10 protein-coding genes and 1 pseudogene are annotated in these 13,158 nt (G+C 71.4%); 3 read left to right on the top strand and 8 right to left on the bottom strand.

Features of this window, described 5'->3' with window-relative positions:
* Positions 1–148: 148 nt before the first annotated feature.
* From MFF04_RS15415 to MFF04_RS15405, 3 genes are all read right to left on the bottom strand, one after another.
* Positions 149–3,442, bottom strand: a complete 3,294-nt coding sequence (locus MFF04_RS15415; protein WP_050735144.1) for an efflux RND transporter permease subunit — start codon at positions 3,440–3,442, stop codon at positions 149–151.
* A gap of 3 nt (positions 3,443–3,445) precedes the next feature.
* Entirely contained in the window at positions 3,446–4,675 is a 1,230-nt protein-coding gene (locus tag MFF04_RS15410; protein ID WP_050735161.1) for an efflux RND transporter periplasmic adaptor subunit, read from the bottom strand.
* A gap of 70 nt (positions 4,676–4,745) precedes the next feature.
* Positions 4,746–5,057, bottom strand: a complete 312-nt coding sequence (locus MFF04_RS15405; protein WP_050735143.1) for a hypothetical protein — start codon at positions 5,055–5,057, stop codon at positions 4,746–4,748.
* A gap of 107 nt (positions 5,058–5,164) precedes the next feature.
* Here MFF04_RS15405 and MFF04_RS15400 point away from each other — a divergent pair, with 107 nt between their 5' ends.
* Positions 5,165–5,437: a metal-sensing transcriptional repressor gene (locus MFF04_RS15400; RefSeq protein ID WP_050735142.1), complete on the top strand. Its 273-nt coding sequence runs from the start codon at positions 5,165–5,167 to the stop codon at positions 5,435–5,437.
* 8 nt (positions 5,438–5,445) lie between these two features.
* Positions 5,446–6,780 carry an MFS transporter gene (locus tag MFF04_RS15395; protein WP_050735160.1) on the top strand — a complete coding sequence of 445 codons (1,335 nt, stop codon included), beginning with the start codon at positions 5,446–5,448 and terminating at the stop codon, positions 6,778–6,780.
* Between the two features lie 299 nt (positions 6,781–7,079).
* Here MFF04_RS15395 and MFF04_RS15390 read toward each other — a convergent pair whose 3' ends face one another.
* Both MFF04_RS15390 and MFF04_RS15385 read right to left on the bottom strand, forming a co-directional pair.
* Positions 7,080–8,204 carry a nickel/cobalt efflux transporter gene (locus MFF04_RS15390; RefSeq protein WP_050735141.1) on the bottom strand — a complete coding sequence of 375 codons (1,125 nt, stop codon included), beginning with the start codon at positions 8,202–8,204 and terminating at the stop codon, positions 7,080–7,082.
* Between the two features lie 13 nt (positions 8,205–8,217).
* Complete coding sequence (locus tag MFF04_RS15385) at positions 8,218–8,496, bottom strand: metal/formaldehyde-sensitive transcriptional repressor (RefSeq protein WP_050735140.1); 279 nt, start codon at positions 8,494–8,496, stop codon at positions 8,218–8,220.
* 87 nt (positions 8,497–8,583) lie between these two features.
* Between MFF04_RS15385 and MFF04_RS15380 the strand changes: the two genes are divergently transcribed.
* Positions 8,584–8,799, top strand: coding sequence for a DUF1289 domain-containing protein (locus tag MFF04_RS15380; RefSeq protein ID WP_050735139.1), 216 nt, complete (start codon positions 8,584–8,586; stop codon positions 8,797–8,799).
* Positions 8,800–9,583: 784 nt separating this feature from the next.
* Here MFF04_RS15380 and MFF04_RS15375 read toward each other — a convergent pair.
* The 3 genes and pseudogenes from MFF04_RS15375 to MFF04_RS15365 form a co-directional block, all read right to left on the bottom strand.
* A complete protein-coding gene (locus MFF04_RS15375; protein WP_238277067.1) occupies positions 9,584–11,443 on the bottom strand; it encodes a TniQ family protein in 1,860 nt (619 codons plus the stop codon).
* 10 nt (positions 11,444–11,453) lie between these two features.
* A complete protein-coding gene (locus MFF04_RS15370) occupies positions 11,454–12,581 on the bottom strand; it encodes an ATP-binding protein (protein WP_050735137.1) in 1,128 nt (375 codons plus the stop codon).
* 10 nt (positions 12,582–12,591) lie between these two features.
* Positions 12,592–13,158, bottom strand: a pseudogene (locus tag MFF04_RS15365) (integrase); the annotation flags it as partial.

Genomic DNA, 13,158 nt, shown 5'->3' with positions numbered 1-13,158 from the left:
GGCTGCGCAGGACACGCTCTCAAGAAAGCTTGTCCCGTTTGCAGCACCGCGACAGCGGCGCTCTCAACACAGCTTGTCCCGATTTGCCCGGAACCTTGTCCCGCCGCGATGCGGACGCCCCGATCCGACCGCTCGCGGGGCCGTCCGGCTAAGGTGTTCGTGGGTCGGCCCACGCCACGACATGGCCTCGTGGAGCGGACGGGAGGGACGCCTTGGCCTTGCCGAACCGGACGTAGAGCGCCGGAAGGACCAGCAGCGTCAGGACGGTCGCGCTGGCCAAGCCGCCGATGACGACGGTCGCCAGCGGCCGCTGCACCTCCGCACCTGTGCCCGTCGCCAAAGCCATCGGCACGAAGCCCAGGGCGGCGACCAAGGCCGTCATAGCCACCGGCCGCAGCCGGGTCAGGGCGCCCTCGCGGACGGCATCCGGAATCGCCGTCCCCTCCGCCACGAGCGCGCGGATGTGGTTCAGCAGCACCAAGCCGTTCAGGACCGCGACGCCCGAGAGCGCGATGAACCCGACCGCGGCCGAGACCGAGAAGGGCATGTCGCGCAGCCACAGGGCCGCAACGCCGCCGGTCAGGGCCATCGGCACGGCGCTGAACACGATCAGCGCGTCGCGCCCGGACCCTAGCGCCCCGAGGAGCAGGAGGAAGATCAGCGCGAAGCAGGCCGGCACGACCGCCGCCAAGCGCTGGCGAGCGGCCGTCAGGTTCTCGAACTGCCCGCCCCACTTCACCTCGTAACCGGGCGGCAGCCGCACCTCGGCGGCGATGCGCGCCTGCGCCTCGGCCACCAGCGAGCCGATGTCGCGCCCGCGCACGTTCGCGGTGACCACGACGCGGCGGCGGCCGTTCTCGCGGCTCACCTGGTTCGGCCCCTCGCCCAAGGCGAACGAGGCGAGCTGCCGCAGCGGCACGCTCGTACCGCCGGCCGGCCCGGGAGCGGCCGGGACCCCGGTGCCCGTCCGCGCGGGCGCGGCCTGCGAGGGCGGTAGCGGCACCGGCAGGTTCCTCAACGCCTCGACGTCGCCCCGGGCGTCGTCGGCCAACCGGACCACGATGGCGAAGCGACGGTCGCCCTCGAACACCAGCCCGGCGTCCTTGCCGCCGACCGCCGTGCCGATGACGTCCTGCACGTCCGCCATGCTCAAGCCGCGCCGGGCGATCTCGCGCCGGTCGACCTTGATCTCCAGGAACGGCAGCCCGACCGCCTCCTCGACCTTCACGTCGGCGGCGCCCTCCAGGCTGCGCAGGATGCCGGCGATCTTGCGGGCGCCGTCGACCATCGGGCCGAACTCCTCGCCGAACACCTTCACCGCGAGGTCGTCGCGAACGCCCGCGATCAGCTCGTTGAAGCGCATCTGGATGGGCTGCGAGAACCCGAGCAGCGTGCCCGGGATCAGCTTCGCCTCGGCGTCCATGCGGGCGATCAACGATTCCTTCGCCTCGGACGGGTCCGGCCACTCCGCTTGGGGCCTCAGGATCAGGTAGGTGTCACAGGCGTTCGGCGGCATCGGGTCGGCGGCGATGTCGGGCGTGCCGCAGCGCGAGTAGACGAAGGCCACCTCCGGGAACTTGCTCATGGCGTCCTCGACGCCGAGCTGCATGGCCTGCGACTGCGAGATAGCCGTCGAGGGGATGCGCCGCGCCTCCATGACGATGTTCTTCTCGTCGAGCGTCGGGGTGAACTCCTGGCCGAGCCGCGTCGCCAGGGCCCCGGCCAGCCCGAGGACGACCACCGCGCCGCCTATGAAAGCCAAGGGCGTCCGGACCGCCCCGCCCAGCACCGGTCGATAGGCCGCCTTCAGTCCTCGGATCAGCAGGTTGTCGCCCTCGCCGACCCGCCCGGTGATGAAGGTCGCGACCATCGCCGGGACGAAGGTCAGGGACAGCACGAAGGCCGCCACGAGCGCGATCAGCACCGTCAGCGCCATGGGTGCGAAGGTCTTGCCCTCCACGCCGGTGAACGTCAGCAGCGGCACGTAGACCAGGATGATGATGGCCTGCCCGTAGACGCTCGGCTTGATCATCTCCTCGGCCGAGACGCGCACGGTCTCCAGCCGCTCGTCGAGGCTCAGCGTCCGTCCCAGCGCGTGCTGGCGCTCGGCCAGGTGGCGCAGGCTGTTCTCGGCGATGATGACCGCGCCGTCGACGATGAGCCCGAAGTCGAGCGCGCCGAGGCTCATCAGGTTGGCGCTGATGCGGCCCGCAAGCATGCCGGTCGCCGTCAGCATCATGGCGACGGGGATGACCAGGGCCGTGATGATCGCCGCCCGGATGTTGCCGAGCGCCAGGAACAGCACCGCGACGACCAGCAGCGCACCCTCGGCCAGGTTCCTGGACACCGTCCGGATCGTGGCGTCGACGAGGTCGGTCCGGCTGAGCAGCGTCCGGGCCTGGATGCCCGGCGGGAGAAGCTTGTTGATCTCCTTGATCTTGGCGTCCGCGGCCGCCGAGACGGTTCGGCTGTTCTCGCCGATGAGCATGAGGGCGGTGCCCAGCACGACCTCGCGGCCGTTCTCGCTGGCCGAGCCGGTCCGGAGCTCGCGGCCGATCCCGACCTCGGCGACGTCCCTCACCAGGATCGGTATCCCGGCCCGGGTCGCCACGACGACATCGCGGATCTGGTCGACGTTCTCGATCAGCCCTCCGGCCCGGACGACATAGCCCTCGCCGTTGCGCTCGACGTAGTTGGCGCCTCGGGTCACGTTGTTGGCTCCGATGGCCCGGGTCAGGTCGGCGAAGCCCAGGCCGTAGCCGACGAGCTTCATCGGGTCGGGCTTGACCTGGTACTCCTTGACGAAGCCGCCGATGGCATCGGCACCGGCCACGCCCGGCACGCTCTTCATCTGTGGCCGGATGATCCAATCCTGGACCGTGCGCAGGTAGACCGTGCGCTCGAAGTCGGACCTCAGCCGCTCGCCCTCGGGCGTCAGGTAGCTGCCGTCCGACTGCCAGCCCGGCAGGCCATCGCGGACCGGGGCGCCGTCGCCGGCGGCCTGGTACTCGACCGCCCACCAGTAAATCTCGCCGAGGCCGGTCGAGATCGGCCCGAGCCTGACCTCGACCCCGGGTGGCAGGGTGTTGCGCACCTCGCCCAGGCGCTCGTTCACCTGTTGCCTGGCGAAGTAGACGTCGACCTTGTCGCTGAACACGGCCGTGAGCTGGGCGAAGCCGTTGCGCGAGAAGGAGCGCAAGCTCTCCAGGCCCGGCGTGCCGGCGAGCGCCCGCTCGACCAGGACCGTGACCTGCTTCTCGATCTCGACCGGCGTCAGCGCCGGCGCGATGGCGTTGACCTGGACCTGGTTGTTGGTGACGTCCGGCACCGCGTCGATTGGCAGCCGCGCGAGCGACCAGGCCCCGAAGGCGGTGGCGATGAGCGTCACCAGGATGACCGCGTAGCGGTTGGCGACGGAGAAGGCGAGGATCGGGCGGATCACGGTTCAGTCCTCCGCCGCGGCCTTGCCGAGCTCGGACTTCAGCGTGAAGGTGTTGGCCACCGCCACGGCCTCGCCGGGCTCCAGCCCCTCCGTCACCTCCACGGCGGCGTCGTCCGACCGCCCGAGCTTCACCGGCCTAGCCTCGAAGCCCGCGGCCACCCGCACGAAGACGTTCGGTCTGCCCTCCAAGGTCTGGATGGCCGAGGCCGGGATGAGCACCCGCACCGGCTTGTCGGAGATCACGATCTCGGCACCCACGAAAGACCCGGGCCGCCAGGTCTCGTCCGGGTTGGCCAGTTCCGCGACGACCCGCGCCGCGCGCGTGGCCTGGTCGAGGACGGGCACGATGATGACGATGCGACCGCGCGCGGCCTCGCCGGTCGCCTCGGCCCGCACGGCCACCGCCTGGCCCTCGCGGACCAGCGGCAGGTCGCCGGGGCTCACCGCGAGATCGACCCAGACCGTCGACAGGTCTACGACGCTGTAGAGCTCGGTCTCCAGGTTGTCCCGGCCGACGGCCGCCCCGAGGTCGACGCGCCGCTCCACGACCTTGCCACCGAGCGGCGAGCGGATCTCCTGGCGCTCGAACTGCGCCTCCGGCTGGTTCGGCAACGCCTGGATCTCGGCTTGGCTGAGGCCGAGGAAGGTCAGCTTGCGGCGGGCCGCGTCCTCCTTGACCTTCAGGTCCTGGTAGCTCGCCTGCGAGCGCAGGTACTGCTGCTCGGACGAGATGCGCCTGTCCCAGAGCTCCTTGTCGCGCTCGTAGAGCGTCTTCTGCAGGGCGGCCGACACGCGTGCCGCCAAGTATTCTCCCTTGGCGTCGGCGATCTCGCGGCTGTCGAGGAGCGCCACGACCTCGCCCTTGGCGACCTTGTCGCCGAGCCCCTTGCGCAGCTCCACCACCGTGCCGGTGGTCTTCACCGCGATGCGGGCGGTCAGGTTGGCGTTCGGGACGATGGTGCCCGGCACGTGCAGGTGGCGCGAGAGGTTCCCGCCACCGACCCCGTCCGTGCGGATGCCGGCTTTGCCGACTTGGTCGTCCGTCAGCTTGACGAGGCCGGATCTCTCCGGCTCCGGACCGGCCGCCGCGTGCGGTTCGGGCTTGGCAGGCGCGGCGGCCCCCCTGGCGCCCGCCAGCATGGTGCGGACCGCATCGGGAGCGCCGGGCCACCAGGTCGCGATCAGGACGCCGCCGGCGAGGGCCAGCAGAACGGGGATGAGACGTCTGGACATGTCGGTGCCATGGACGGGCGGCCGCACGCGCACGGCGCCGTCGTTCGAGGATGGGAAGTGGCGGAAAGCCTCAGGCCCTCGGAGGCTCGAACGGTCCCTGCGCCCCGCCCCCGGCTCGGAAGACGTCGTCCAGGCGGGCGAACGACCGCGCCGCCGACGTGGCCACGCTCGCGGGAGCCTTGGCGGCGACGGGCATCACGCCCTGCGCGTGCGATTGCGCGTGGTGGACCAGGTCATCGGCATCCTGGTGGGCCTTGGCGTGGTCCTGTCCCGCCACCGGCGGCATGGCGAGCGCGACGGGACCGGAGGCCGCGTGCCGGGCCTCGGCGAGCAACGGCATCACCGTCACGCCCGCCAGGAGCAACGCGACGGCCACCGTCATGAGACGCCGTCCGAATGACACCCGACACCCTCTTCCCGGCGAGCGCCGTCCATCCCGGCGCGTCGAACACCCTTCCCTTATCCCCTCCGGGGGGATAGCATGTCAACATGGATCACGTTCACGCCTCCCACCCGGAGATCATCAAGCGGCTGAGGCGCGCCCACGGCCATCTCGCCGGCGTCATCGCGATGATCGAGGAGGGCCGCCCCTGCGTGGACCTCGCCCAGCAGTTGCAGGCGGTCGAGAGCGCCATCGCCAACGCGAAGCGCACGCTGATCGAGGACCACATGGAGCACTGCATCGGCGACGGCGTCGCGGACGGCGGCAAGTCCGCCAAAGCGGCGCTGGCCGAGTTCAAGGCGCTGGCCAAGTACCTGTGAAGGCCCCGTTGCTGAGCGTCCTCGCGAACCGCACCTACCGGCACCTGTTCGCCGCGCAGGTCATCGCCCTGGTCGGCACCGGCCTGCTGACGGTGGCCCTCGGCCTGCTCGCCTACCGGTTGGCCGGGGCAGAGGCCGGGGCGGTGCTGGGCACGGCGCTCGCCATCAAGATGGTGGCCTACGTGCTGGTGGCGCCCATCGCGAACGCCTTCACCGGGCAGTTGCCCCGCCGCGCTTTCCTGGTTGCGACCGACCTCGTCCGGGCCGGCGTCGCCCTGATCCTGCCCTTCGTCGACCAGGTCTGGCAGGTCTACCTACTGGTGTTCGTGCTGCAAGCCTGCTCGGCGGCCTTCACGCCGACCTTCCAGGCGACCATCCCGGACATCCTCCCGGACGAGCGTGACTACACCCGGGCGCTGTCGCTCTCGCGCCTCGCCTACGACCTGGAGAACCTGCTCAGTCCGACACTGGCCGCCTTGCTGCTGACGGTCATCGACTTCCACTGGCTGTTCGGCGGCACGGTCGTCGGATTCCTGTGTTCGGCCGCCCTGGTCGTCTCGGTGGCGCTCCCGTCCCCGACGCCGCCCGAGCGCCAAGCGGGGGTGTACGAGCGCACCATGCGGGGGCTGCGGATCTACCTCGCCACGCCGCGGCTGCGCGGGCTTCTCGCCCTGAACCTCGCGGTGGCGGCGGCCGGCTCCATGGTCATCGTCAACACGGTGGTGATCGTGCAGGCCCTCCTGCAACGGCCCCAGAACGACGTCGCGGTGGCGCTCGGGCTGTTCGGGGGCGGCTCGATGCTGGCGGCTCTGCTGCTGCCGCGGGTGCTCGACCGGCTGCCCGACCGCACGGTCATGCTCCCGGCGGCGGCGTTCCTCGGCGTCGTGCTGCTCGGCTTTGCCGCTACGACCTGGGGCGGCGTCATCGGCTGGCCTATGCTGCTGGCCGCCTGGCTGGCGCTCGGGATCGGGTACTCCGCCGCGCAGACCCCGACCGGACGGCTGCTCCGGCGCTCCGCGACGCCCGGCGACCGCCCGGCCGTGTTCGCCGCCCAGTTCGCGCTCTCGCACGTCGCCTGGCTCTTGACCTATCCACTTGCCGGCTGGCTCGGCGCGAAGGCGGGCATGCCGGTCACGCTGGCGGTGCTGGGCGCGCTGACCTTGGTCGCCGTCGCCGCGGCGGCGGCGCTCTGGCCGGCCTCGGACCCGGACGTCGTCGAGCACGCGCACCCCGGCCTCGAATTTGGCCATCCGCACCTGGACGGCGTCGGGACGCGCCGGCATGCCCACGCCTTCGTCATCGACGACCTGCACCAACGCTGGCCCGCGGCCCGGCCGGGATGAACCGACCCGGATGTTCGTCGGGCGCTTCGGTCCCGAGGCCGTGGATGCCACGCGCCGCGGCTCTAACCGAATGGCGAAGGTGCGGGGCTATGCGCCGCCGGAACCCCGCCATGCGGGTCTTCGCAGTGGCAGCCCGGTCAGTCCGTCGACTTGCCCCACGCGTCAGGAGGCTCGACCGGTTCGCTCCGAGCGGGCAGCCGCGTCCATCTCGGCCACATCCGCCGATGCACCGGCGCTTCGACGGCTGTGGGCTTTCGCGGCGAGGACCGGCGGGGCGACCAAGCCCGCCGGGACCGCGCTTACGATGGGCTGATCGATGGGTCGATCCCGACCGCGTGCGCCGCGGGGTCGGGATGGATGCCCTGCCAGCCAAGCCAGCCGGTGTAGAGGCCGACGAGCACGATCAGGGCTGCCGAGGCGTAGGGCGCCCGACGGGCGAAGGCACCGAACCCGGACCACCGCGACGCGACGTGCTTGACGCTGAGGGCGGCCAGCACCCCGGCCGAGACCATCGTGACCGCGAGGCCGATGCTGAAGCAGACGACCAGCGCGAAGCCGAGGCTGAACTGCTTGAGCTGGATGCACAGGAGCAGGACCGTGATGGCGGCCGGGCACGGGATCAGGCCGCCGGTCAGCCCGAACAGCACGATCTGTCCCGTCGTCACCTGACGCCCGGCGAAGCGCCGCCGGATGTCCTCCGCATGCGCTCGGGCATGGGCGTCGTCCTCGTCGCCCAGGTTCATGTGACCGTGGTCGTGATCCTGCTCCTCGAACGCGACCTCGTGGGTTTCCGCACCCGCGGGCCCGTCAAGGCGCAGTCGCGCCGTGAAGGCGTGCGGCTCGGGGATCTCCTCCAGGCTCTCCAGGAAGTCGCCCCCATCGGCGAAGGCGAACGTCTGCCGCCCGCCGTCCGGACGGACCGTCTCGACGGTGACCGCACCCGGCGCGGGCAGCGGACCCGTCCCGGCCCGGAGGCGCCAGCGCGGCGGCACGCCGTCCTCGTACACCTCCAGCGTCAACCGGCCGTCGCCGGTCACGACGTGCCGGTGCTCGCCATGGTGATGATGGTGACCGTGGTGCTGCTCGCGCCAGGTCCGCCACGCCATCCAGAGCGCGATGCCGACGATGAGCACCGCCGACGCCAGCTGGAAATACGGCTCGGCCGTGTCGCCACCCCATTCCTGGCCGAGATACTGTCCGCCCAGCGCGATCACCCAGACGACCGCGGTGTGCGAGAGCGTCGCCGCCAGCCCGAGCAGGACCGCCTGCGTGACCGTGCCCCGGACCGCGATGATGAAGGCGGCCATCATCGTCTTCGAATGGCCGGGCTCCAGGCCGTGCAGGGCGCCGAGCAGGATGGCGCTCGGCACGAACAGCCAGGCATGCGCGGTCCCCTGCTGCAGCAGGTCGGCGAACGGGGTCATGGGGCGGCTCTCGTCATTTGAGGTAGGTCCGCACCACCTCGATCAGCTCGGCGGCGCCCCGGGCGCGCTCGGCGTCCGGCTCGGCGTCCGGGTTCACGACGTGGTGGCGGATGTGGTCTTCCATCAGCTCGGCGGTCAGCCCGTTGATGGCCCCGCGCATCGAGGCGACCAGCATCAGCACGTCGGCGCAGCCGTGCTCGGCCTCCAGGGCCCGCTCGACCGCCTCCGCCTGTCCCTTGATCCGGCGCACCCGCGCCAGCAGCTTGGTCCTGTCCTTGATCGTGTGAGCCATGAATGGCGTCCTCGTCCTCGCAATACATAGGGGGGTACCCTATCTGTGTCCAGCGACCGATGCGTCGCGTGGCGGGGAGGCCCTAGCATGAGGAAGGACGACCCCTGCATCGGGGTTTGCCAGTGGGATGGGCGGACCGGCTGGTGCCTCGGTTGCGGCCGCACGGTCCCGGAAATACGCGCGTGGCGGAAGATGACGCCGTACAGGAAGGCCGCCCTCGCTCGCGAACTGCCGCGGCGCGTTCGGCAGGTCGCCGTCGCGCAGGTCGAAGCCGAGCCCGGCAGGACCCCGAGCCGCTCCTAGATCGCAGGATCTGCCGGGCGGAACGGCGGCCCCGGTCAGATCGTCCCCGACATGGGTTTCGTCCAGCCGGACGCCCCGTCAAGCCACCCCAGTGTAGCCGAGCCGGAATCGAAAGGCGTCGTGACCGGTGACCGTCACCGCCGCGATTGCGTCCGGCACGTCGGGCGGCATGCGTCGGACGATGCGCTCCATCCCGCAGCAGCAAGCCCGGCGGACGAGGACGGCGAGCCCCGATCCGTTTCCGGCGGTCGCGGTCGCCGTCTTTTTGCGCCGGGACACGCCGGGCCAGACCACGAGGCTGACCAGCCCCGCCGCTGCCGATGCCCGAGGCGCGAACCGAGCCCGCCGGCGTCGATGGGCAGGTGAAAGCCTGACCGCGAGGGTGGACGTCGGCACCGTCTCGGCCTCGCAGGCCGGCGGTGATCTCATAAGCGCGTTGGAGGCCGAACCCGAGCGGCGGCAGGACGGAGATCCGATCCAGCCAATGCCGGGCGATCCGGCAGGTCGCCGCCTGCAGCGCCGCCAGCGCCGCCAGCACCGCGACGCCGGTCGCACCGAGGACGGATCCGAGCGCGAGGCCGCGCCAGCCGAACCGGTGGGCCGCCGCCGCGATCACGGTCGCGGCGATGATCCGATCTGTTCACGTCCCCTGGAAGGCGACGGGGTCCCCGAACCAAGACGACGTCACATCCTTCCTCGGTCGACGCCCCGCGCAGATCCTCATCGCCCCGCTCATGGCTTTGCGCCGACGGCGCTCGCGCGGCACGGCGGTCCCGGCGTGCTCCTAGGGTCGCGGCGTGTGGGTCCTTGCGATGCGGCGCCGAAGGTCCGTCGGGACATCCATCCGGCGCCATACCGTCGTGGTCTTTCGGCCCGTGATCGCGAAGGCTGGCCTGACGCCGGCCCGATCCAAGGCTTCCCGCACCCACCGCGCGCCGGATCCCATCTCCCTGGCGAGCGCACCCGTGGTGGCGTACTCGGCCTCGTAAGCCGCGAGCGCATCGTCCCGCACCAGGATCTCCCCGCACGGCATTGCTGTCCCCGCCATGAGGCCTGCCCGGACGATCAGGCCGACGCTGTCCGTCGGGACCGTGAGCCGCCGGCCGACCTCTTCGAGGGTGAGACCCCCACCTTCGCGCGAACGCCGCGCGACCCTGATGTCCTCCGGGTCGACCAGGAAGCCCGCGAGGCCGGGTACGTCCCGCAGGACCGCCCTGACCCGAAGCTGGCCGGCCAGGATCATGTCGCAGGTGCCGCGCACGCCGTCGACCTTGCCGTGCTGGCTGGCTCGCGCGAGCGGAAGGAGGCCGGCGGGCATGGCCCCGACGGTCGGCGCCGAACCACGGATCCGGGATAGCACGGCGGCCACGGCATCCCGGTCGAAGACGTCGGCCTTGATGCCGGCGCGCGCGTGGATCTCGGCGGGCGGAACGATCCGCGCCGCGACCAACATCTGCGTCTGGCGCTTCGCCAGCCCGAGCGCCGCCGGCAGATCCTCCGCGCGGAGCGCGCGGTCGAGGATCGCCCGGATCTGGGCGGCGGTCTCGCGGGCGATGCCGATGGGCGTACCCCTCCTCGTCCGTTGCGGCCAGGCGCCCAGGGCCTTGACGTAGCCGGCGATGAACTCCGGCCTTCGGCCGCATTCCGCGGCGATGTCGGCGAGGCTGACCAACGGGACGTCGGCATGCCGGATCACCACCGAGGTCTTGTGAACCGGGCCCCGACCGGCGTGATGCGCGTATAGGGCCGCCCGAACCGCATCCCCGCTCGCTCCCGCCGGCAGCCGCTTCGCCCAGAGATACAGGTAGCCATAGACCTGTTCGGCCCCCCAGGCGCCGAGGCCGACATGGTCGGCTCTGGCCATCCCGTCGAGCAGGGCGTCGAAGGCGTGCGGCCAGTCCCGGGCGGCGGCGAGACCGGCCGAGAACACCTCCGGATGGCGCTCCGCCGGAAACTTCGAGAGGGCCCCGTCGGCGCCCCCGAGCAGGGCGACGCCGAACCGCTCCATGGCGTCGCAGGCCTCGGCGAGCGTCAGGCCGTCGAGGAGGGGCACGCTGGTCCGGGCCATGCCGCCGAGGCGGCCGACCACGTAGGCGTCCGCCAGCGTCGTCGCGGGCGGGACCCTGGCGCCGTCGCAGGCGAGAAGGGAATGGCCGTTCCTGCAACGGGTCAGTGAGCCGGCTTCCCAGGTGACGCCCGTCCGGCAAATCGGGCAGGACCCCTCCAGGCGGACATGATGGAGGGGACAGGTGCCGACGGCGGCCACGTCCCACCAGAAGCGCCGGTGGATGTTCCAGTGCGCGTGTCGTCCCGACGGCGTCCTGCGAAGGTCGTCCTGCCAACAGCAGGGGCACCACCGCCGCACGTTCGTCGTCCAATCGTCCCGGTGGACCACCTCGTCCGCGATCACGACCTTTTTCTTGGTGATCTCGGTGGGCGTCCAACCCCGGAACGCGTCCTCGCCACGGCCGAGCCGATCCGCGAGGGGGCCGGCGGCGCGGCCCTGCAGGATGTCGCTCATGGAATGGCCCGCGGTCCTGAGGCGTTCGCGGCTCCACGGCTCGCCGTTGACGTCGAAGGCGCGCAGCAGGTGCGCCGCGGCGGATTCCCCGTCGATGACGGGCGGGATGATGGTCAGCCGCATCGGTTTCCCCCTACGCGTCGTCGGCTTGCGTCTCGACCCCGGCCTCGGCGGTCCCCGTCAGGCGCGTGAGCCTCTCGAACTCGATCTCCTTCATCTTCGGCAGGGTCGAGATGTCGACCACCAGGAACGGGTTCCTGCGCGGACCGAGCTCGAAGATCTCCTCGAAGACGAAGCCGAGGTGGTCGACCTGCCCGATGCTCGGCTTGCCCGACTGGATGGCGCGGAAGGCCGCCTTCTTGACGAGGTGCATCATGCGACCGGTGTAGCCGTTCGAAGCCTTGAGCATGCGCTGAACCATGTCGTGCTCCGACAGGCCGCACGCGGCCGGGAAGCCGAGCCTTGCCTCGACCAGCGACAGGAATTTCGTGGCCTTCTTCACGCAGGCTTCCGAGTGACCCAGCGGCTTGATCGGCTTGAAGACGCAGCGCCGGAGGAGCTGGAAATCCTCCTTCAGCACCTTCTTGAGCCAGGGCATGCCCGAGAGCACGAGGGAGACGGGGCGCAACTCCGCACCGGGCGGCCGAAGCGGATCGTCCGGATCCGGGATGACGAGGTTCTTCAGCGTCTCGACCAGGGTGCGCCGCTCGTCACCGGTGCGTCCGCGGAAGGCATGGTGGAATTCGTCGATCATGATGATGGAGACGAGTTGGGCGTGCATCTGGTGGCGCACCCGGGTCCAGATATCGTGCTCCTTCAGGTTGGCGCTGAGCTCCTTCTCCGTCATGGCGAGGTACAGCGCGAGACCCAGCGTCTTCAGCGTGCAGGGGCTCGGCGCCTTGATGTAGACCAGCGGCCGCACGGGGCCGAACTCGTCGCGGAACGGCACGAGCGCCGGGCGGAGCTGCAACCGGGCGAGCAGATGCGACTTCCCGGCCCCGGAAGCGGCCGGGATGACGAGGCACTGACCCTCGACATCGTCGCCGAGGTCCTTGAGCATCTCGTCGAAGCGCGCGACGGTCTTGATCACCACGTCGGTGTTGACGTGGATGGTGTCGACGCGTCGCTTCCAGGCCCGCCGTTCGAGGTCCTGCGGGCTCAAGCGGATCGCGAACCGCTCACGGCGGACCGGGGCGGCCTGGGGGCCGGGAAGGATGGTGACGTCGGGGCGGAAGGTCTCCCCGTCCTGGCTTTGCGGCATGCGATGGCCCTCACTCGGCAGTCCAGTTGTCGGGATCGTCGGGGTCGAACTCGGCGCCGACGTCCGCCGTCACGCTCCGCGGATCGGCCTCGGCGGCGACGGGCCTCGGACCGGCCGGCCGGGCCGCCGGCGCGGCGTCCTGCGGGGCGTCCTGCGGGGCGCTGGCCGGGCGCGGCGCGGTCTTGCGGCCACCCTGCCCGACCCGGGGCGCGGGTGCCGCGTCGGCCGCGGCCGGCGGCGCGGCCTTCCGCGGGCGCCGGGTCCGCAGCCGCTCTTCCTCGTGGGCGCCCTCGTCCGCGACGTCCCAGGCGACCTCGAACATCGGGTCGTCGGCGTGGTCGCGGAACCAGTCGACGTCGGCGCTCGCCAGGCGCTTCGGCTTGACGCCGGCCTTGCGGCATTCGGCGCGCAACAGCTCCATCGCGCGGACGAGCGTCGCGCGAGCGACGCGCTGGCCTTCCTGCGTCATCCGACGCGCCGTGCGGACCACGTCTCGCCACTCCGCCAGGGAGGTCCCGTCGGCCAACCCGTCCTCGCAAGGGACCTTGATCCAACCGGCCTCCTCGTCCACCAGGAC

The organism is Methylobacterium jeotgali (assembly GCF_022179345.1).
Taxonomy (GTDB): domain Bacteria; phylum Pseudomonadota; class Alphaproteobacteria; order Rhizobiales; family Beijerinckiaceae; genus Methylobacterium; species Methylobacterium jeotgali.
The sequence above is the reverse complement of the archived record's forward strand: the minus strand, read 5'-3'. Positions and strand labels throughout refer to the sequence as shown.